This is a genomic window from Streptomyces rubellus (assembly GCF_036323805.1).
Lineage (GTDB): Bacteria > Actinomycetota > Actinomycetes > Streptomycetales > Streptomycetaceae > Streptomyces.
Map to the genome: position 1 here is coordinate 72,688 of NZ_JAZDCX010000017.1, position 19,339 is coordinate 92,026.

The 19,339-nt window shown below is 72.7% G+C and carries 21 protein-coding genes and 4 pseudogenes; 10 read left to right on the forward strand and 15 right to left on the reverse strand.

From position 1 onward, the window contains the following. Nucleotides 1-104: 104 nt before the first annotated feature. The gene (locus V1L54_RS20145) at nt 105-323 is read left to right on the forward strand and encodes a DUF6274 family protein (protein ID WP_330119463.1); all 219 of its coding nucleotides are present in this window, start codon (nt 105-107) and stop codon (nt 321-323) included. Nucleotides 324-1,033: 710 nt separating this feature from the next. Here V1L54_RS20145 and bldC read toward each other — a convergent pair. Continuing rightward, the gene (gene bldC, locus V1L54_RS20150; RefSeq protein ID WP_003949541.1) at nt 1,034-1,240 is read right to left on the reverse strand and encodes a developmental transcriptional regulator BldC; all 207 of its coding nucleotides are present in this window, start codon (nt 1,238-1,240) and stop codon (nt 1,034-1,036) included. Between the two features lie 475 nt (nt 1,241-1,715). Continuing rightward, a complete protein-coding gene (locus V1L54_RS20155; protein ID WP_330119464.1) occupies nt 1,716-2,576 on the reverse strand; it encodes a DUF8083 family protein in 861 nt (286 codons plus the stop codon). A gap of 255 nt (nt 2,577-2,831) precedes the next feature. Here V1L54_RS20155 and V1L54_RS20160 point away from each other — a divergent pair, with 255 nt between their 5' ends. Both V1L54_RS20160 and V1L54_RS20165 read left to right on the forward strand, forming a co-directional pair. Then, entirely contained in the window at nt 2,832-4,025 is a 1,194-nt protein-coding gene (locus tag V1L54_RS20160; protein ID WP_330119465.1) for a Leu/Phe/Val dehydrogenase, read from the forward strand. A gap of 425 nt (nt 4,026-4,450) precedes the next feature. Next, nucleotides 4,451-4,723: a DUF3073 domain-containing protein gene (locus V1L54_RS20165; protein ID WP_330119466.1), complete on the forward strand. Its 273-nt coding sequence runs from the start codon at nt 4,451-4,453 to the stop codon at nt 4,721-4,723. 128 nt (nt 4,724-4,851) lie between these two features. Here the strand turns inward: V1L54_RS20165 and purM are convergent, their stop codons facing one another. The 3 genes from purM to V1L54_RS20180 form a co-directional block, all read right to left on the reverse strand. After that, a complete protein-coding gene (gene purM, locus V1L54_RS20170) occupies nt 4,852-5,946 on the reverse strand; it encodes a phosphoribosylformylglycinamidine cyclo-ligase (RefSeq protein ID WP_330119467.1) in 1,095 nt (364 codons plus the stop codon). A gap of 64 nt (nt 5,947-6,010) precedes the next feature. After that, nucleotides 6,011-7,570 (reverse strand): amidophosphoribosyltransferase, encoded by a 1,560-nt coding sequence (gene purF / locus V1L54_RS20175; protein WP_330119468.1) that lies wholly within the window; start codon nt 7,568-7,570, stop codon nt 6,011-6,013. 75 nt (nt 7,571-7,645) lie between these two features. After that, nucleotides 7,646-8,449 (reverse strand): maleylpyruvate isomerase family mycothiol-dependent enzyme, encoded by an 804-nt coding sequence (locus tag V1L54_RS20180; protein ID WP_330119469.1) that lies wholly within the window; start codon nt 8,447-8,449, stop codon nt 7,646-7,648. Nucleotides 8,450-8,645: 196 nt separating this feature from the next. Here V1L54_RS20180 and V1L54_RS20185 point away from each other — a divergent pair, with 196 nt between their 5' ends. Further along, complete coding sequence (locus tag V1L54_RS20185) at nt 8,646-8,924, forward strand: hypothetical protein (RefSeq protein WP_330119470.1); 279 nt, start codon at nt 8,646-8,648, stop codon at nt 8,922-8,924. Between the two features lie 32 nt (nt 8,925-8,956). Here the strand turns inward: V1L54_RS20185 and V1L54_RS20190 are convergent, their stop codons facing one another. Next, on the reverse strand, nt 8,957-9,472 hold the full coding sequence (locus V1L54_RS20190) for a helix-turn-helix domain-containing protein (RefSeq protein ID WP_330119471.1): 516 nt from the start codon (nt 9,470-9,472) through the stop codon (nt 8,957-8,959). Nucleotides 9,473-9,566: 94 nt separating this feature from the next. Further along, nucleotides 9,567-9,869: pseudogene (locus tag V1L54_RS29510) on the reverse strand (ATP-binding protein); the annotation flags it as partial. On the opposite strand from V1L54_RS29510, the pseudogene V1L54_RS20195 reads away from it, so the two are divergent. The 3 genes and pseudogenes from V1L54_RS20195 to V1L54_RS20205 all read left to right on the forward strand — a co-directional run. After that, nucleotides 9,830-10,231: pseudogene (locus V1L54_RS20195) on the forward strand (NsdA family TPR-like regulatory protein); the annotation flags it as partial. The pseudogenes V1L54_RS29510 and V1L54_RS20195 overlap by 40 nt on opposite strands. A 67-nt stretch (nt 10,232-10,298) precedes the next feature. Continuing rightward, nucleotides 10,299-10,409, forward strand: a pseudogene (locus tag V1L54_RS20200) (DUF397 domain-containing protein); the annotation flags it as partial. A 134-nt stretch (nt 10,410-10,543) separates the two neighbouring features. After that, nucleotides 10,544-10,771 (forward strand): DUF397 domain-containing protein, encoded by a 228-nt coding sequence (locus V1L54_RS20205; RefSeq protein WP_330119472.1) that lies wholly within the window; start codon nt 10,544-10,546, stop codon nt 10,769-10,771. A gap of 233 nt (nt 10,772-11,004) precedes the next feature. Here the strand turns inward: V1L54_RS20205 and V1L54_RS20210 are convergent, their stop codons facing one another. The 5 genes and pseudogenes from V1L54_RS20210 to V1L54_RS20230 all read right to left on the reverse strand — a co-directional run bounded on the left by V1L54_RS20210 (nt 11,005) and on the right by V1L54_RS20230 (nt 14,616). Next, nucleotides 11,005-11,265, reverse strand: a complete 261-nt coding sequence (locus V1L54_RS20210; protein ID WP_330119535.1) for an ankyrin repeat domain-containing protein — start codon at nt 11,263-11,265, stop codon at nt 11,005-11,007. A gap of 464 nt (nt 11,266-11,729) precedes the next feature. After that, nucleotides 11,730-12,347: a sugar O-acetyltransferase gene (locus V1L54_RS20215; protein ID WP_330119473.1), complete on the reverse strand. Its 618-nt coding sequence runs from the start codon at nt 12,345-12,347 to the stop codon at nt 11,730-11,732. A 362-nt stretch (nt 12,348-12,709) separates the two neighbouring features. Then, nucleotides 12,710-13,282: pseudogene (locus V1L54_RS20220) on the reverse strand (phosphotransferase family protein); the annotation flags it as partial. Nucleotides 13,283-13,339: 57 nt separating this feature from the next. Further along, nucleotides 13,340-13,810 (reverse strand): SRPBCC domain-containing protein, encoded by a 471-nt coding sequence (locus V1L54_RS20225; RefSeq protein WP_330119474.1) that lies wholly within the window; start codon nt 13,808-13,810, stop codon nt 13,340-13,342. A gap of 155 nt (nt 13,811-13,965) precedes the next feature. Next, a complete protein-coding gene (locus V1L54_RS20230) occupies nt 13,966-14,616 on the reverse strand; it encodes a TetR/AcrR family transcriptional regulator (protein ID WP_330119475.1) in 651 nt (216 codons plus the stop codon). A 104-nt stretch (nt 14,617-14,720) separates the two neighbouring features. Here V1L54_RS20230 and V1L54_RS20235 point away from each other — a divergent pair, with 104 nt between their 5' ends. Next, complete coding sequence (locus tag V1L54_RS20235; RefSeq protein WP_330119476.1) at nt 14,721-15,746, forward strand: glycoside hydrolase family 113 protein; 1,026 nt, start codon at nt 14,721-14,723, stop codon at nt 15,744-15,746. 154 nt (nt 15,747-15,900) lie between these two features. Here V1L54_RS20235 and V1L54_RS20240 read toward each other — a convergent pair whose 3' ends face one another. Together V1L54_RS20240 and V1L54_RS20245 are read right to left on the reverse strand one after the other, a co-directional pair. Beyond that, a complete protein-coding gene (locus V1L54_RS20240; protein ID WP_330119477.1) occupies nt 15,901-16,074 on the reverse strand; it encodes a hypothetical protein in 174 nt (57 codons plus the stop codon). A gap of 7 nt (nt 16,075-16,081) precedes the next feature. Next, a complete protein-coding gene (locus V1L54_RS20245) occupies nt 16,082-16,543 on the reverse strand; it encodes a GNAT family N-acetyltransferase (RefSeq protein WP_330119478.1) in 462 nt (153 codons plus the stop codon). Nucleotides 16,544-16,709: 166 nt separating this feature from the next. Here V1L54_RS20245 and V1L54_RS20250 point away from each other — a divergent pair, with 166 nt between their 5' ends. Together V1L54_RS20250 and V1L54_RS20255 are read left to right on the forward strand one after the other, a co-directional pair. Then, nucleotides 16,710-17,354, forward strand: a complete 645-nt coding sequence (locus V1L54_RS20250) for a dihydrofolate reductase family protein (RefSeq protein WP_330119479.1) — start codon at nt 16,710-16,712, stop codon at nt 17,352-17,354. A 147-nt stretch (nt 17,355-17,501) separates the two neighbouring features. Beyond that, a complete protein-coding gene (locus tag V1L54_RS20255; RefSeq protein ID WP_330119480.1) occupies nt 17,502-17,990 on the forward strand; it encodes a type II toxin-antitoxin system CcdA family antitoxin in 489 nt (162 codons plus the stop codon). A 57-nt stretch (nt 17,991-18,047) separates the two neighbouring features. On the opposite strand, the gene V1L54_RS20260 is transcribed toward V1L54_RS20255, so the two are convergent. After that, complete coding sequence (locus V1L54_RS20260; RefSeq protein WP_330119481.1) at nt 18,048-19,289, reverse strand: hypothetical protein; 1,242 nt, start codon at nt 19,287-19,289, stop codon at nt 18,048-18,050. Nucleotides 19,290-19,339: the final 50 nt, after the last annotated feature.

The following is a 19,339-nucleotide window of genomic DNA, read 5'->3' on the forward strand; positions in this document are numbered from 1 at the left end:
GCCTCCCGCTCGCTCACGGCGGCCCGTTCGCACCGCCCTTCGGTGCGGGCCGTCTTGACGGTCCGACAGACCGCGGGTACCTCTCCTGCAAGGAGGTGGGCGCCATGCCGGCGACTTCGGAACGTCCACGGCACGAGACACGGGCACTGCTGAGAGCGCATCTGTCGGCGGCGGCCCGCTACGGCCATCTGACCCGCCACTGCCCCGTCTGCCACCGGCTGCAGCGGCTGGCGACGGAGCAGCCGGCGGACGAGCTCCCCGGCCCGCGTCCGGAGACGGAGCGGGGCGGCGGGCCCGGCGCCGTGGACGGTGTCCCGGGCTGACCGTCCGGTGACCGCGGACCGGTCCCGGAAGCCACCGGGCCGTTCACGGCCGGACGCCACAGCGACGGAGACGAGCATGGATCGCCACCCGGCCGGAACACGGCCCGGGTGGCGGTTCCGTCCGGTCCGCACCCTCCTCCGCATCCCGGGCCGGGCCCACCGGTCGGCGAGGGGTACGTCATGCACTTATTTCCCATTACCGCACGTTAGCCACTACGGACAAGATGCCTGCGATGTGACGGGTGTCACCGAATCGGATGGCCGGACAGGGGAATTCGCCGCCTTCCCGGCTTAGCCAAATTTAATATGTGCCATTGCACTGCCGTCCCATGACACTCCCCCGGCTTCTTCTTCACATGTCCTCCACAGCCTCCCCGGGCCCGGGAGCGGTCTCGGCCACTGCTCAACACCGCCCGGAGAGCCGCCTGTTGACGGTCGAGCAGCCCCGGGGAACACCGAACCCCGCCCCGGACAGGTCCGGAAACGGGGTCTGGGCGGGCTCCGGAACGGGCCGCGGGACGGGGCCGGCCGCCCCGCCGGAAAGCCCTCCGGAGACAGAGATCGCGCCGGGCCCGGCGGAGCCCAGCGCGATCGAAGTCCAGGCCGCGTGGGGGACACCGGCCCGACAGATGGTGCTGATGGTGCTGTGCGGGACGAGTGGCGGGATGGGGGTCCCAATTCGCCCGTTGTGCGGGGTTGTGCGGGGCTGGTCAGGCCTCGCTGCGCTGCTGCGGGATGCCCGCCAGCAGGGCGCGCACCTCCGCCTCGCGGTAACGGCGGTGTCCTCCGAGCGTGCGGATGGACGTGAGCTTGCCCGCCTTGGCCCAGCGTGTGACCGTCTTCGGGTCCACGCGGAACATGGTGGCGACCTCAGCCGGGGTCAGCAGCGGCTCGGCATCAGGGGTGCGAGCGGTCATGAGCGGCCTCCTCGGGAGAACCGAACCATCACGGTTCTTTCCTCTAAATTCTGCACCTTGACCCGCGTTGCCCGAAATGGCAGGCGCGGGCCGAGTCGGTTATAGGACGAACGGCTTGTCCTCGGCACTACAACTACACCATCTGTCCAGCCACGTCGGCCAAACCGACGGAATTGCCCTCTCAGGTGGCCAACCTCGACGGAAGCCGATGGACCATGCCATAACGGACAGTCACACCCTCGTGACGATCGGTTACAACGTGAGCAGAGCTCCCCAGGCTCCCCGAGCACAGTGCAATACCGATGGATCCGACCTTAGTTGGACGGATGAAGCCCTGTCCGGACTCCTTGTCCTATTTTGACACGAGAGGTGGTCTTCAGAGCAAGACCCTTGCCAGTGCTTTCCGTCACGCGTGGGCCAAAGCTTCGGCCGGTCCCGGGCCGGAACGGATCCCCCACCGGCTCCCGACCGGTCCTCAACTGGCCAGTCCCCGTTGCCGTACGGCGCGCCAGCGGTCGGACAGCCGCTCGTACGCGGCGCTCGCCCGGGCGGCGTCCCCCTCGCGCAGTGCCGCCAGGCCCTCCGCGGTGTCGGCGGCGGAGTGGTCCGCGGCGAGCTCCTCCTCGGAGAGGGTATACACCAATCCTCCGTAGTCCAGCTCCACCAGCGAGCGGGGGTGGAACTCCTCCAGCCAGCGCCCCACGTCCACCAGGCCGTCGACCAGCGGGCTGTCCTCCAGCTCCTCGCGCAGCACCTTCAGCCCGCGGGCCAGCCGCCGCCGGGCCTGCACCATCGGGGTGCGGTAGCGCAGCACCAGGCCGCCCTCCGGGGTGCTGCCGAGGCCGCCGCCCGTCCCCTTGCCGTACTCCCGCTCCTCGTCGGCGAAGAGCACGAACCAGCGGATCGGGACGTGCCAGGCCGCCGAGCGGATCCACGGCCGGGCGTCCGGGTTGCGCTCCCGCCAGCGCTCGTAGTCCGCGGCGGCCTCCCGGCGCACCACCGGCGGCACCGCGGTGTCCAGCACCGGCGCCGGCAGCTCGTCGCCGAGCCGGCCCAGCGCCAGCCAGCCGCGCAGCCGGGTCCGCCAGGGGCACACGCACAGCACCCCGTCCGCCTCGGCGACGAAGGCGTCCGCGCTCTCGCGCACCGGCACCACCACCGGCGGCACCGGCACCAGGCCGGCCAGCGAGCGGCGCAGCTCGTCCTGGGCACCGGGCAGGTGCTCGCGCCGGGCGTAGCGGGCCCAGTACGAGCGCTCCGGCTCGGGGAAGGCGGCCAGTGGCTCGTAGACCCGCAGATAGGACGCGTACGGGACGACCACCGGAGTAGTGACCACGGGTTATTCCTCCCGGAGCGGTCAGCCGGGGGCGGCGGACCGAGGCGGACTGGGACTGTCGGGGGACGGGCAGGAGCGGGACAAGGGCAGTTCAATACCCTGATCCTGGCACCGCAACTGCACCGCGGGCGCACCCCGGTACTCCCGGGGGCGCCCAGGCCGTACCCTCATGCCATCCGGCCCACCCGCATCCTCCGCCACAAGCGGGGGATGCTGGAAAGGGCATCCCCTCCGCGACATACAGGAGTCACCACCGTGACTGACGTACGTCCCGCCGCCGGCGACCACGAACGGGCAGCGAGCGCCGAGCGCACCGCGCCCACCGCGCACACCACGAATACAGCCAGCACCCCGAGCACCACCCTGCACACCCTGTTCCACTCCGAGCAGGGTGGCCACGAGCAGGTGGTGCTCTGCCAGGACCGCGAGACGGGCCTGAAGGCCGTCATCGCCGTCCACTCCACCGCACTGGGCCCGGCCCTGGGCGGCACCCGGTTCCACGCGTACGCCACCGAGGCCGACCCGGAGGAGGCCGCCCTGCGGGACGCCCTCAACCTGGCCCGCGGCATGTCGTACAAGAACGCCCTCGCCGGGCTGGACCACGGCGGCGGCAAGGCCGTGATCATCGGTGATCCGGAGCAGCTCAAGAGCGAGGCGCTGCTGGAGTCCTACGGGCGCTTCGTCGCCTCCCTGGGCGGCCGCTACGTCACCGCCTGCGACGTGGGCACCTATGTGCAGGACATGGACGTGGTCGCGCGCACCTGCCGCTGGACCACCGGCCGCTCCCCCGAGAACGGCGGCGCGGGCGACTCCTCGGTGCTCACCGCCTTCGGCGTCTTCCAGGGCATGCGCGCCAGCGCGCGGCACCTGTGGGGCGAGCCCACGCTGCGCGGCCGCCGGGTCGGCGTCGCCGGCGTCGGGAAGGTCGGCCGGCACCTGGTGGAGCACCTGCTGGCCGACGGCGCCGAGGTCGTGATCACGGACGTGCGGGCCGAGGCCGTGGAGCGGATCCGCGCCGCGCACCCGGAGGTGACGGCGGTGGCCGACACCGACACGCTGATCCGCACCGAGGGGCTCGACGTGTACGCGCCCTGCGCGCTCGGCGGCGCGCTGAACGACGAGACCGTCCCGGTGCTGACGGCGAAGGTGGTCTGCGGCGCGGCCAACAACCAGCTCGCCCACCCGGGGGTCGAGAAGGACCTCGCGGGGCGGGGCATCCTCTACGCGCCCGACTACGTGGTGAACTCCGGCGGCGTGATCCAGGTGGCGGACGAGCTCCACGGCTTCGACTTCGCTCGTGCGAAGGAAAAAGCCGCGAAGATCCACGACACCACGCTCTCGATCTTCGAGCGCGCCGCGGCCGACGGGGTGCCGCCGGCGGTGGCGGCGGACCGCATCGCCGAGCAGCGGATGGCCGAGGCCCGGCGGACCCGGCGGCCCGGCGCCTGACCCCGGCGCGCCGGGCGCGTCCGGTCCGCACCGGTGCGCCCGGGCTTCCGGCACCCGCGCCGTGGCCGGATCCGTACGCCTGTGCCCCGAACCGGCCCCGGCGGCCGGTCCCGCGCGGCCTGCTGACGCAGTGTCTCACCGGCCATCACGTACAGTGAGGGGCGGTGCGGGAGACATCCCTCACCACCCCTTGGCGGGTGACCGGACGGACAGAAGGTAAAATCGTCACTGACCAGCAGGGAAAGGGTCGCCAGACGGTGTGCGCACCGGCCGTGTCGTGCGGGCGGCGTACCGTAGGGCGACGGAAGCAGGTACCGTTGAAGCACCACGGACGGTCTCTCGATCGCATCGAGGGCCCGCTCCGCATCGTGAACGCGTGTCAAGACTCTGGGGCCGTTGAGCCCCGTCGTTGAGGGGGTCGAGCCATGGGGCGCGGCCGGGCCAAGGCCAAGCAGACAAAGGTCGCCCGCCAGCTGAAGTACAACAGCGGCGGGACCGATCTTGCACGCCTGGCTGAGGAGCTGGGCGCATCGACAGCGAACCAACCGCCGAACGGCGAGCGGTTCGAGGACGATGAGCTGGACGACCCGTACGCCAAGTACGCGGAGCTGTACAACGACGACGAGGATTCCGAGAGCGACGACCATCCGGTCGACTCCCGGTCCCCCTCTCCGTCGAACCACCGACGTCGCGCCTGACGCCGTCGTCCACCACCGAGTACACCGGTCTCACATCGATCATCACCCGGTCCGGCCTCCGCCGGACCGGGTTTTGGCCCTCTTCCGGCACCCCGACGGCCCGGGCCGCCCAGGACGCCCGGCCCCGCTCAGCCGGCATAGTCCCCGGTCAGCTCCACCGCCGCGGCACGCTCGCCCCGTTCGGTGATCTCGCCGGCCACCCAGGAGTCCACCCCGCGCTCGCCCAGCAGCTCCAGCGTGGCGCCGACCGACTCCGGCGGTACGACGGCGACCATGCCGACCCCCATGTTGAGGGTCCGCTCCAGCTCCGCCCGCGCCACCCGGCCGAGCTCGCCCACGGTGCGGAAGACCGCCGCCGGGCTCCAGGTGGCGCGGTCCACGGTGGCGTGCAGCCCCTCGGGGACCACCCGGGCGAGGTTGGCGGCGAGCCCGCCGCCGGTGATGTGCGAGAAGGCGTGCACCTCGGTGGCGCGGAGCAGCGCCAGGCAGTCCAGCGAGTAGATCCGGGTGGGCTCCAGCAGCTCCTCGCCCAGCGTCCGGCCGAACTCCTCGACCTGGCGGTCCAGCGCCCAGCCGGCCCGGTCGAAGAACACGTGCCGCGCCAGCGAGTACCCGTTGGAGTGAAGCCCGCTGGACGCCATCGCGACGACCACGTCCCCCGTACGGATGCGCTCGGCGCCCAGCACCCCGTCGGCCTCGACGACGCCGGTGCCCGCGCCCGCCACGTCGTACTCGTCGGGGCCCAGCAGGCCCGGGTGCTCGGCCGTCTCGCCGCCGACCAGCGCGCAGCCGGCCAGCACGCAGCCCTCGGCGATCCCCTTGACGATCGCCGCGACCTTCTCGGGGCGGACCTTGCCCACACAGATGTAGTCGGTCATGAACAGCGGCTCGGCGCCGCAGACCACCAGGTCGTCCATGACCATGGCCACCAGGTCGTGGCCGATGGTGTCGTGGACGTCCATCTTCTGGGCCACTGCGACCTTGGTGCCCACCCCGTCGGTGGCCGAGGCCAGCAGGGGACGCTCGTAGCGCTTGAGGGCGGAGGCGTCGAAGAGGCCGGCGAAGCCGCCGAGCGCGCCGACGCTCTCGGGGCGGCGGGCCTTCTTCACCCACTCCTTCATCAGTTCGACGGCGCGGTCGCCCGCCTCGATGTCCACTCCGGCGGCGGCGTAACTGGCGCCCGCACCGGTCTCGGCGGGGTCGGGTGAGTCGGTGGAGGTCATGGTCTTCCTCTGTGCGGGGCCGGCGGAGGCGGCGGGGAGCTGGGGGGCGGCTGGGTGCGGCTGCTCAGGGCCTGCGCAGCGCGTCGGCCGCGCCCGGGCCCCCGAGCAGGCTCCGCACACCGTCCGGGTCGGCACCGGCGGGTTCGGCCGTCTCGGTCTCCAGCAGGTGCTTGCCCAGCAGCCCCGGATCCGGCAGCTCCATCGGGTACTCCCCGTCGAAACAGGCCCGGCACAGGTCCGGCTTGGCGATGGTGGTCGCCTCGACCATGCCCTCCAGGGAGATGTACGCCAGCGAGTCCGCGCCCAGCGAGGTGCCGATCTCCTCGACCGACAGGCCGTTGGCGATCAGCTCGGCGCGGGTGGCGAAGTCGATGCCGAAGAAGCAGGGCCACTTGATGGGCGGGGAGCTGATCCGCACGTGCACCTCGGCCGCGCCCGCCTCGCGCAGCATCCGCACCAGGGCGCGCTGGGTGTTGCCGCGGACGATCGAGTCGTCGACGACCACCAGGCGCTTGCCGCGGATGACCTCCTTGAGCGGGTTGAGCTTGAGGCGGATGCCGAGCTGGCGGATGGTCTGCGAGGGCTGGATGAAGGTCCGGCCGACGTAGGAGTTCTTGACCAGGCCGCTGCCGTAGGGGATGCCGCTGGCCTCGGCGTAGCCGACCGCGGCGGGGGTGCCGGACTCCGGGGTGGCTATGACCAGGTCCGCCTCCGCCGGGGCCTCGGCGGCCAGCCGGCGGCCCATCTCCACCCGGGAGAGGTAGACGTTGCGGCCGGCGATGTCGGTGTCGGGCCGCGCCAGGTACACGTACTCGAAGACACAGCCCTTCGGCTTCGCTTCCGCGAACCGCTGGGAGCGCAGCCCGTCCTCGTCGACGGCGATCAGCTCGCCGGGCTCGACCTCCCGGATGAAGGAGGCGCCGACGATGTCCAGGGCGGCCGTCTCGGAGGCCACCACCCAGCCGCGCTCCAGCCGGCCGAGCACCAGCGGGCGGATGCCCTGCGGGTCGCGGGCGGCGTAGAGGGTGTGCTCGTCCATGAAGACGAGGCTGAAGGCGCCCTTGACCTTCGGCAGGACGCCGGGCGCCGCCTGCTCCACGGTCAGCGGCTTGCCGTCCCCGTCCACCTGGCCCGCCAGCAGCGCGGTGACCAGGTCGGTGTCGTTGGTGGCGGCGACCCGGTTGGCCCGGCCGCCGGTGCTGGGCAGCTCCGCCACCAGCTCGGCCAGCTCGGCGGTGTTGACCAGGTTGCCGTTGTGGCCCAGCGCGATCGAGCCCTGCGCGGTGGCCCGGAAGGTGGGCTGGGCGTTCTCCCACACCGAGGCGCCGGTCGTCGAGTAGCGGGCGTGGCCCACCGCGATGTGGCCCCGCAGGGAACCCAGCGAGGTTTCGTCGAAGACCTGGGAGACCAGGCCCATGTCCTTGAAGACGAGGATCTGCGAGCCGTTGCTCACAGCGATTCCCGCGGACTCCTGTCCCCGGTGCTGCAACGCGTACAGCCCGAAATAGGTGAGCTTGGCGACCTCTTCTCCCGGGGCCCAGACACCGAAGACGCCGCAGGCGTCCTGGGGGCCCTTCTCACCCGGGAGCAGGTCGTGGTTGAGTCGTCCGTCGCCACGTGGCACGCGTTCGAGTCTAGGACAGGTCACGCGGTGCTCCGAATCCGGGCGGTCGCCGCGCGAATCGCTCACACTGGGGCATCAGCCCAGTACAGGAAGGTGCTCACGCAGATCGGCGCGTTCGCCACTGGCTGTGAGATGCGCCGCATCGAGCTCCCTGGCCCAGTCGGTGCGGCCGGTGGCCAGCCGGATCCAGGTGAGCGGGTCGGTCTCCACGACGTTCGGCGGGGTGCCCCGGGTGTGCCGGGGGCCCTCGACGCACTGGACGACCGCGAAGGGCGGGATGCGCACCTCCACCGACGAGCCGGGCGCCTTGGCGGCCAGCGCGTCGGCCAGCAGCCGTACGGCGGCGGCCAGCGCCTGGCGGGCCGGCGGGACGCGGACGCCGGTGGCGCGGACCAGGTCGTCGCCGTGCACCACCAGCTCCACCAGCCGGGTCACCGTGAAGTCCAGGGCGCGCATCGCGCCGAAGCCGTGCGGCAGCAGCACGTCGGGCCGCACCGCCTGCTCCAGCACCGGCTCCAGCTGCTCGACGGCGTCGTCGACGGCCTGTGCCGCGCTCTCGTACTCCTGGGCGTGCTTGCGGGTCGCCGCGTCGAGCCGGTCGGCGACGGCGGCGGTGGACACCGCCCAGGTGTTCAGGTCCGCCTGCGGCCCGGCCACCCGGGGCGGGGGCTCGGCCAGCAGCCGGGGCACCGCCTCGATCTGCCCGGCGATGTGGACGACGAGGTGGTGCACGTCCCAGCCGGGCAGCCCGGAGGGCCGGGCCAGCTGCTCGGGGGTGAGCTGGTGCACGGCGATGCGCACGGACTCCACCTGGCCGATGAGCCCGGCCCGCACCAGAGCCGGATCGTACGTCCTGGGCTTGCGCTTCGCGGGAGGCATGGCGTCAGCGTAGAACGCCGGGTGACCGGAGCAGGGGGTTACCCGCCGGTCGCGGCGATCAGTCGTACCGCGGCGCCCCGGGCGGCGGGCCGTGGCCTGTGCCCCGTGCCCGTGTCCTCCCTATGTCCTCCGGCAGAGGCGCGGTTCCCCCGCGCGACCGACGCTCCCCCGCCCTCCGGCCGGAAGGCTGGTGCCCATGACCTCCATAGCCGTCCTCGCCGCGCTCGGCACCGTGTTCCTCGGCCTGACCGTGCTGACCGTCCGCAACGAGCCCCCCTTCTGGGCGGTGCTGCTCGTCTGCCTGGCCACCTATCCGCTCGGCACGCTCCTGCTCCGGCTTCCCGTGCTCGCCGACGCCGAGTACGGGACCGCCGTCGAGTGGGGCGTACGGCTCGCCCTCATCTCCGTCGGCACCGCCCTGCTGGGCCCGGTACTCGGCAGGAGGCGGCGCCGGGCCGCGACCGACGGCGGGTGACCCCGGCACCGCGCGCCCCCTCTTGCGTCTTCCTACGGCTCGGCGGCTCCCCGGCCCGTGAGCAGGGCGGCGATGACTGCGCGGGCCCCGGGCCCGGCCCGCAGCGCCGGCAGCCGCTGGTACTCGGCGACGACGGCGGGCAGTTCGGTCACCCGCGTTCCGTTCAGCCGTGCGTCGAACGCGGCCGGCTCCCCGGGGGACGCCAGGGCCAGGGCGGCGCGCAGCTCGGCGAGGGTCTGCGGACCGGTGGGCGTGCGGTCGGCGGGCGCGCGCCCGGCGGACTCCGCCACGGCCCGGGAGCCGTCCGCGAGCAGTTCCCTCACCGCCGTCAGAACCCCGTGGGCGGCCAGGATCTCCTCGGCCCGGTCCAGGAACTCCGGCTGCTGGGTGCGTCTGCCCTGCTCCATGGGTTCGACCTGGGAGGTGCTGTATCCGGCCTGCCGGGCCAGCTCCCGCCGGTCGATGCCGGCCCGCGTCCGGAAGATCTTCACCAGCCGCCCCACGTGCCGTACGGCCCACGGCGGCGGGGCGGGCGCGGGGCCGCTCATCCGAACTCCCCCCCGGCCATGGGGGCCGTGGGCGCGGTGGACGTGCCACCGCCACAGCACCCGTACACCGGACTCCGCCGCACGGTCCCCGGTCGGTGACGCTGACCGTCAGCCGGTCCCGGCCGGTCAGCGTCAGCACGACCGTGACGCGGTCGCCACCGCCGTGCACCACGGCGTTGGTGACCAGCTCCGAGACGATCAGCGCGGCGTTCTCGGCCTGCGCGGCGGGCACCCGCCACCGCCCGCAGACCCGGCGCACGTACTCCCGGGCCCGCCGGGGGCTCAGCTCCGAGCGCCCGTCGACGGCGGTGGTCGTCCACCGGCCGCGCTCACCGCGGCGGGGACGGGCGGGCGGCACGGGCCGCAGCCCGGGGACGAGGGGTGGGCGTGGGGTCATGGGCGTCCCACTACAGCCACGGGCGCTGGGCCCATGAGTCCGGCATGATCCACGCGAAGACGGGTGACCTCCAGGCCGCCGAGGAGCATCTGCGCCTCGCCCTCGACATCCACGGTCTGGACCGCAGGCGTACCCGTGCCATCGTCCTGGCCGACCTCGGCCACGTCCAGCTCAAGCGCGGCGACACCGACCGGGCGCTGGCCACCTGGCACGACTTCCTGGACTGCGCGGAAGGCGCGCACTCCGTACGGATCGACGACGGTGTCGGCAACATCACCGCCCGCCTGCCGGGCGTCCCGGACACCGCGTCCGCACAGCGGCTCGGGGAACGCCTGGCTTCCCGGCGCGGTATGACCGCCTGACCTCGCGCTCCGAGTTCCGGCGGAGCCGGCTGCGCTGCCCAGAACGTTCGCCGCAAAGGAGTAGATCATGAAAACAGCCCCGCCCGTGGTGGACTACACGGCCTTGACCTGGACCAAGGCCAGTGCCGACAGCGGCCAGGGCGCGTGTGTGGAGGTCGCGGCGGCCCCGCAGGGCTGGGTGGCCCTGCGCGACAGCAAGCACCCCGAACGCGAACCGTTCCTGTTCACCCCCCGCAGAGTGGGCCGCGTTCCTCGACGGCGCCCACCGGGGAGAGTTCGACCACCTGTCCTGAAGGCGACCGAGGAGGCACGATGGCCGGCACCAACCCGACTCCTGCTGACCTCAGCAACGCCGACTGGTTCAAGAGCGCGGCAAGCTCGGCCACCGGCGGCTGCCTGGAGGTGGCTTTCCTGCCCGGTGACCGGGTCGCGCTCCGCGACAACGAGGACCCGGACAACCCGCCCTTCGTCGTCACCCGCCACGTCTGGGAGTGCTTCATCGACGGCGCCAAGGGCAACGAGTTCGACATACCCGCCTGACCACCAGGCACCACGGGGGGCCGGCTCCCCGGTCAGCCCGAGACCGCACCCGTGATGCTCGCCGAGGCACCGGCGGGCCGCTCACCTGTGGACACCGGCTGGTGGGCCGAACTCGACACGCCTGTCAGGACATGGTCCACAGCAGTACCGGTGAGGTGCTGGGCGTCGTCTCCTGCGCCAAGCGCCCCGGTGACGGGCAGGATTCATCCTGAGTGAGTGAGAGATCATGCCGGCTACGGAGCTAGGGGAGCTTTTGTTGTTGAGTGCGCTCCTGCTGCCCTGAGAATTTCGGTGATGTCGGGGTGGGGGCCATTGTCCGCCCAGTCCAGCGGCGACCAGCCTGCGCCCTGGTCTTCGCGGAGGTCGGGATCGGCGCCGTGCGCCAACAGTTCCCGGACCGTTGCGGTGTGTCCCCGGCAAGCAGCCGCGCACAGCGGTGTGCCTTCCGAGCCGGGACCACTGCTTTCAGTGCCAGGGGAAGCCCCGGCCTCCATGAGCAAGCGGGCCACTTCGGTCTCTCCCTGTACTGACGCCAGGTACGGAGGAGTGGTGCCGTCGGTGTTCCTTCTCTCCGGGCTTGCTCCACTGCGCAGCAGGGTCTTCGCGCACCTGGCGTCACCTGACAGGATTGCCGCGAAAAGGCGGTGGGAGAGCTTCTTCTGCTGCCGCTGCTTCACAGCTGGTGAGGCTAACGATCACAGGTACGCCAGAGCCACTCGTATCCATTCGTTGATCATTGCGACCAGCACAGTGGCCTCGTAGCGGACGGCGAGCTTGTCGTATCTCGTGGCCACAGCCCGGTGGCGGTCGGGTAGCCGGGTCACGGCGCCGTGGCCCGGCTACCCGACCAGTGGCGCGGGATCGCCGCCCACTATGACAAGACCGCTGAGTCCTACCAGGCGGCCGTCACCCTCGCCGCGCTGCTGATGTGGGCGTGACACTTTGACGGCAGCGGCCCCTAGGGTTCGATGTGCCTGATGGGCCGGCACGGATTGCCCACGGCGACGACGCCGGAGGGAATGTCCTTCGTGACGACCGAACCTGCACCGACGATGCTGTGGTCGCCGATCGTCACTCCGGGGGTGATGGTGACCGATCCGCCGAGCCACACGTTGTCACCGATCACGACGGGTTCGGGGAGCTCCCACCCTTCGAGCCGACGGGTGATGTCCTGTGCGTGGTTGGGCGTGTAGATGCCGCAGCGCGGTCCGATGAGGCAGTCCGCGCCGATCGTGACCTGCCCGCCGCCGATGACGAGGAAGTCCGCGTTGATGAACGTCCGGTCGCCGATGACGAGGCGCATCCCGTAGTCGATGCTGATGGGCGGCCTGAAGTCGATGTCCTCGCCTGCTCCGGGGACGAGCTCGCGGAACAGCCGCCGCGCTTCGGCGGGGTCGTCGTAGAAGACGCGGTTGATCTTCGCGCACGTCGCGTGCGCGTCCCATGAGAGCTCCTGGAGCGCCGGGGAAGTGCGGTAGCGGATCCAGTCGCCGGCGATCAGACGCCGTAGATCCTCATCGGCCGCGAGGAGAGCCTGCATCCTCTCGTCGGCACGTCCGAGTTCGCCCTGAGTCACGCTGCCTCCCCTATTTGTCAATGCGATTAACATATTCGGGTGGTCGTCTGCCGGTGTCAAGCCTTGGCCGGCATGATCGCCCCCACCGTGACCTGCATGGATACGGCGGCAGACGCCGGCTTCCCCGGGCCCGTCGACCGTCCCCGTACCCGGCCAGCAGCCGTGGCCGCCGACAGGGCCCGCTCCCCCAAGGCCGACCGCGCCGGTGAGGACCGGCCTGGCCGGCTCCCGAACCGCATCCGCCCAACGCGATCATCGGTGACGACGTGATCACCGGCCCGCATGTACGCGTGTGGGAGTTCTCCGCCGTCTCCTGCTCGTCGATGCGTCAGGACGCACCCGCAGTGGTCGGGCCCGCGCAGCTACAGCCGGGATCTCAGCACGTCGACCTCACAGCCCGGTGCGAACGGGCCGAAGCCGTGCTCGACCAGCCAGCGAACCGCCAGCAGGCTGCGCAACGACCACCACGCGCGGATCACGTCGAGGTCGACACCGGTGCCGTAGCCGGCGACGACGTCGCCGAGGTGCTCCTCGTGTCCGAGCGTCAGGGTGGCGAGGTCGAACAGGGCATCACCCCGGCCCGCCTCGGACCAGTCGATGACGCCGGTGATCCCGTCGCCGTCGACGAACACGTGAGTGATCTGCAGGTCGCCGTGCGCGAACACCGGAGTCCACGGCCGGAGCGCGGCCCCGGCGGCCCGGCGGTTGCGGGTGACCAGGTCGGCGGGCAGGACGCCGTTAGTCACGAGCCACTCGCACTCGCCGTCGAGTTCCGCCGCCAACGCGTCCAGGCCCCTTCCGGTCCGGCCGGGCCAGGGCGGCAACGGCGCGTCGTGCAACGTCCGGACGGCGGCACCCGCCGCGGCCCACGCCGCCGGCGACGCGGTCGACGGCTCGCCGAGGCGGCCGAGCGCCGTCCCCGGGACCGCGGCGACCCCGGCCGTCCGGTCCCGGCCGCGGCCGCGGGCTGACCGCCGTGGGCGGGGCCCGGCTCACCCGGGGTGGTCGTCCGGCTCCACGAGCCGGGCGAGGTTCTCCAGGGCCATGCGTGTGCCCGTCTCGTTGTCGGCGGCGGGTACGGCGTCGGGGATGCCCTCGTGCACCATCAGGACCTCGGTGCCGCCGTCCGCGTCGGTGAGCGTGGTGGTCATCGTCATCGTGCCGCGCAGGGCGGGGTCCCCGGTCTCGAACTCGAACACCTCGACCACCCGCTCGTCCGGCACGAGCTCCGCGAAGCGACCGTGGTACGTGTCGGTGTGCGCGGCCGACTTGCCGGTGCCGGTCGGCGCGTCGTAGGTGAGCGAGACGCGGAACCGCCCTCCTTCGCGGGCGTCGAACTCGTGCACCCGGCCGCGCATGCCGGCCGGCACCCGCCACCGCGCGATCGCGTCCGCGTCCACCAGCGCCCGGTAGACGGCCGAGCGCGGGGCGTTCACCCGCCGGGACATCCGCGCCGCGTACATGTGAGTCGACTCCTCTCCGGAACACGGTCGACGGCCTGTGGAGCGGCGACCGGCTGCCGGTGCGGCTCCGCGGTCATGCCGGAGTATTGCCCCTGGGCCCCGGGCGTCCGGGCGGACGCGCCGGTTCGCTGCGTTCCTCCGGTGCGGTCGCGTCGTCATCGGCGCTCGCCGCGCCGCAGCCGCTCCTCGGCCGCGTCGAGTGCGGGCACGAGCGGTGCGAGCGCGGAGCGGAGCAGATCGGGCAGCGAGCCGGCCGGGACGACGAGCCCACCGGCCGCCGGGGACGCGGCGGCCGGCTGCAGCCACCGCTCAAGCGCCACCCGGACGGCGGCGGCGACGCTCGCCGCGAGCACGCGGGCGGTGTACGGGTCGGTCCCGCCGAGGCGGTTGTCGATCGCGTCCGCGAGGGGGCGGCCGATCGCGGCGGCCGTGTCCAGGAAAGCGGTGCGCAGCGCGGGGGCGGTGGTGATCAGCAGCAGTACGTCGCGGTCGGGGTCGCCCGGGTCGGTGTACTGCTCCACGACCGCGTCGACGACGTCGTCGGCGAGGCGGGCACCGGCCCGGGCGGCCACCGCCGCCGCCACCCGGGACTCCCGCTCGGCGGTGACGGCGGCGACGATCGCCTCCTCGCGGCTGGAGAAGTAGTTGTTGTAGGTGCGGGGCGAGACGCCGGCGGCCTGCGCGATGTCGTCTACGCGGACGTTGTCCGGCCCGTGCTCCAGGGCCAACCGCAGTGCCGCCGCGCGCAACGCCTCCCGGGTGGCCTGCTTCTTCCGCTCGCGCAGCCCGCTTCGTCGTGTCGTCACGTCCCCAGCATCCCAATGACCGTGCGTGCACGCAAACTTGCGTGCACGCATCTTTTGCGCTTAGCGTCAGACCCCCACAGCAGCCGTCAGGAAGGACCAGGAGCATGCGGGCCAAGGGCATCAGTTACGACACCGGTTTCGTCCGCGGGGGAGTGATCTCCCGTGAGCGCTTCGACCCGGACGTGGTCAGACGCGAGTTGAGCGTCATCCGCGACGACCTGCACTGCACCGCCGTCCGCGTCATCGGCGGCGATCCGGAGCGGCTGGAGTCGGCCGCGGCCCACGCCGCCGACCTCGGCCTGGAGGTCTGGTTCTCGCCCTACCCCCTGGAACTGACCGGCGGGGAGATGCTCGACCTGTTCGCCGACTGCGCCGCCCGCGCGGAGCGGCTACGGCGGCAGGGGGCCGAGGTCGTGTTCGTCACCGGCGCCGAGGTGAGCCTGATGAACAAGGGGTTCCTGCCCGGCGACACCCAGGAGGACCGGCTCCGGCTGCTGCTGGACCGGCGGGACCGCCTGCCCGAGCGAGTGGGCGAACTCAGCGCGCGCGTCAACGGCTTCCTCACCGAGGCCGCCCGCCTCGTCCGCGAGCGCTTCGGCGGAAGGATCACCTACGCCGCCGTGCCGCTCGAACGCGTCGACTGGGCGCCCTTCGACTTCGTCGGCGTGGACCTGTACCGGTCGGCCGAGGTGGCCGACCGGTTCGCCGAGGGGGTGCGCGAGCTCGTCGCGCAGGGGAAGCCGGTCGCCGTCACCGAGTTCGGCACCGCCGCCTACCGCGGCGCCGGCGAGCTGGGCGGACGCTGCATGGAGATCGCCGAGTACGACAGGGGGACCGGCGCGCCGATCCGGCTGAACGGCGAGTTCACCCGCGACGAGGCCGGCCAGGCCGCCTACCTCCGCGAGCTGCTGGAGATCTTCGACGCCTGCGGTGTCGACAGCACCTTCGTGTTCCTCTTCGCGCTCGACAACTTCCCCCACCGCCCCGACGGCGACCCCCGCGACGACCTCGACCTCGCCAGCCCCGGCATCGTCAGGGTCCTCGACGGCCGCCACGGCGGGACCTACTCCGACATGCCCTGGGAACCCAAGGCCGCGTTCACCGCACTGGCCGACTCGTACCGCGCCTGATCGCGTCACGCGATCGCGTCCGCGTCCACCAGCGCGCGGTAGACGGCCCCGAGCGCGGGGCGTTCACGCGCCGGGACATCCGCGCCGCGTACACGGGTCAGCTTCTCTCCGGGACGCGGCCGGTGTCCGGGTCCCGGCACCAGACGGACTGGTGCTACGGCTCCACGGTCATGCCGAAGTCGTACACCTCGGGACGGCCCGCGTCCGGCCACCACCGCCAGGCACCCTCCAGCCCGTCGGCCAGGCGGCGCGGGCCGCCCCGGCGGGCGGTGGCCGTGCCGTCGCCCGCCGCGCCGGAGGTTTTCCGGCGGTGACGTCGCCGGGCCACGCCGGGGTCAGCGCCGGACGGTGAGGACCAGTCGCGGCAGCAGCCGGCCGGCGATGGAGCCCGAGGGGACGTCCCCCGTGCGCACCGCGCCCATCGCGCGGTAGAAGGGCTCGGCGTGCGGGTCCGCGTCGATCGTGAGCCGGGCGAAGCCCAGTTCCCGCGCGGCGGTGACGGTGTGCCGGAACAGCAGGCGGCCGATCCCCTGGCCGATGGCCCGCGGCTCGACGAACATCATGCCCAGCACGCCGACCGGCGGTTCGCCCTCAAGGGTGGTGAAGCCCAGGACGCGGCCGTCCCGGTCGGCCACCGTGGCCCGTCGGCGTACGACCTCGTCCGCGGCGACGGTGAGCTCGTCTCTGCACGCGTCCAGGAACGCGGCGTCATAACCCCAGTGCGCCTTGGACCGCAGCGCCAGGTCGGTGAGGGCCGCCGCCTCCGCCGCCCGCGCGGGCCTGATCCGCACGCTCATCCGCACCTCCGTCCCGCACGCGGGTTCCCCGATCCTCGCAGTCCGCAGCCGCGCGGGAGAAGTACGCGATGCCCCGCGACCGGGCGGGGCGGGCCGGTCACGGCCGCGGCGATGAGTTCTTCCGGCCCGTACGGTCCCACTGTTGTCGACAGCCAGGAGGAAACACATGGGTCAGCTGCTGCGAGTCCAGAACTTCGTCGTCTCGCACGACGGTTTCGGTGCCGGTGAGGGCCAGAGCCTTGAGAGGCCGTTCGGCCACGCCGACCCCGGGGAAATGTTCGCCTGGGCCGGTGCCACGGCGAGCTGGCCCAACCGCACCGCTCCCGGGGGCAGCCGCGGTCTGGACGACTACTTCACGCGGGACTTCACGCACAACATCGGCGCCGAGATCATGGGCCGCAACAAGTTCGGGCCCCAGCGCGGGCCCTGGCAGGACCACGACTGGCTCGGCTGGTGGGGTGACGAGCCCCCGTTCCGCACCCCGGTGTTCGTCATGACCCACCACGAGCGCCCCTCGTTCACGCTCTCCGACACCACGTTCCACTTCGTCGGCGGCGATCCGGCCGCGGTCCTGGAGCAGGCGCGGGAGGCGGCGCGGGGCAGGGACGTCCGGCTCGGCGGCGGGGCCACCACCATCCGGCAGTTCCTGGACGCCGGCCTCGTCGACACCATGCACGTGGCGGTCTCGCCGGTGCGGCTCGGATCCGGGGTGCGGCTCTGGGATTCCCCCGATGAACTGCTCGACCGGTTCCACCACGAGGCCGTGCCCAGCCCGAGCGGCGTGACGCACCATCTGTTCTGGCGGCGGTGAGGCGGCGGTACGCGGGCCGTTCGGGGAGGGCGGCGCGGTTCCGTCCGCGGTCCGGTACGTGCTGCCGTGGGCAAGCCCGTCGCGTGATTACACAACGAGTGTGTAATGCTTGCGGGAGAGCACGGCCCGACGCCGGAGGAGTGCGGCATGCGTATGAACATCTCGGTTCCCGACGCCCTCGCCGAGCAGGTCCGCGCCCGTGATCTGCCCATCTCGGCGATCTGCCAGGAGGCCCTGCGCGACGCGGTGGAGCGGGCAGCGGCGCGGGAACGGGCGAGGGAGAACGTCACCAGCGGCATCGCCGCCGTGGTCGAACGCCTGCGCGGCACGATCGACGACCGGGACCGCGAGCGGCTCAGGAGCGACCGTGAGCTGCGCGAGGAGGGCCGCGACGACGGCGTCGCCTGGGCGAGGGACTACGCCACGGCGGCCGAGCTGAAGTACCTGGCCTCCTACGGCTCCGGGAGAGGACGGGAGAAGTCCGTCCCGCTGCGCAGCCTGTTCGCCTTCCTCTCCGACAAGAGGAACGAGAAGGTCACCCACATCCCGGTCATCAAGGCGGAGGACCCGTACTGGGGAGGGTTCATCGGCGGCGCCGGGGAGGTCTGGAACGTGGTGGCGGACCGGCTGCGCTGAGCGGGGCCCGTCGGACGCGGCCGTCCCCGCGCCCCGGCGGGCGTCCGCACGCCCGGGTCAGTCCGCCCGCGCGAAGTCGTCCGCCGTGGGCAGGACGACGTCCGTGCAACCGCGCCGCTCGGCGACGTCCTCGACGTAGGCGCGGAAGACCGGCTCCAGGTGGCGGCCCGCACCCTGGACGTACGGGTGGCCCGCGGTGAGGACGTGGACGGCGGGCTTCCCGTCGCAGACGGAGGTGGCCCACCAGGCGTTCGACCGGCCGTCGTAGCCGCCGCTGCCGGGGACGACCACCGCCCTGTCCGTGTCGACGGTGTCGGGTGAGACGCGCTCGGCGGCGTCACCGAAGAAGCTCTCGGCGCTGAGCCACCAGCGTCCCCGTCCCTCGTCGGCCTCGCGGTACCGCCGGTAGGCGGGGTCGTCCCGGTACCGCAGGTGCGTCGCGCCCCGGGCCTCGCCGCTGACGGTCAGCAGGCAGCGCTCCCGCCACACCAGCTCGTCGGCGCGGCTCTCCAGCGCCCGGTCCGGCAGCCAGCCCGAGGAGTTGTCCAGATCCGCCGAGCCGTACCAGGCGCAGGTGCCCTCCGCCTCGTCCGGGTCGACCGTTTCGGTGTTCAGCGCCGGTATGCCGTCCGGCGGCTCGGGGAGACGGTCCGGGCAGCCCAGCTCGGCGGCGAGGTTGTCTGCGGTGGCGGCCGCGATGTCCGCCAGCCGGTCGCGGTCGGCCTGACGGAGCTGGCCGTCCTGTCCGAACTCCCGGTACGCCACCAGGTCCAGGGTGGCCGAGGCCCGTATCGCGGTGATCTCCTCGCCCCGGTGCTCGCCCCCGGGGCAGGGCAGCCGGACGGCGACCCCGTTCTCGGTGACCTCGCCTGCGATGCCGCCGCCGACCGGCTGGTGCACGAGCGGGACGCGGATCCACGGGTTGGAGGGGTCGAGCGGGTCCTGGAAGCTGTCGTCCACCGGTTCGGAAGTCCACCCGGTGGGCTCGGTGGCGAGCTGCACGATGAAGAACTGCCGGGTGCCCGACCCGCCCAGCGCCTCAGCGGCCTCCGCGCTGCGCAGCACGCAGGCCTGGGCGAAGGGTCCGTCCGGCTCGATCTCCTCGGCGGCGGTGATCTCTCCTCCGCTCCCGGACAGGGCCAGCACCTCGCCTGCCGGGACCAGGCCCGCGCACGCCTCGTCAACGGTGTTCCGGCGGTCCCACATCTCCCACAGCGTCCAGCCGCTCAGCCCGATCGCGAGGACGGCCGTGCCGCACACCAGCCGGTTGTACGCCCTCCGCCACCGCCCGCGGTCCATCTCCCCGTCTCCCCCCGTCCCGTCGCCCCGCCGTCCCGTACGGCCCCGGC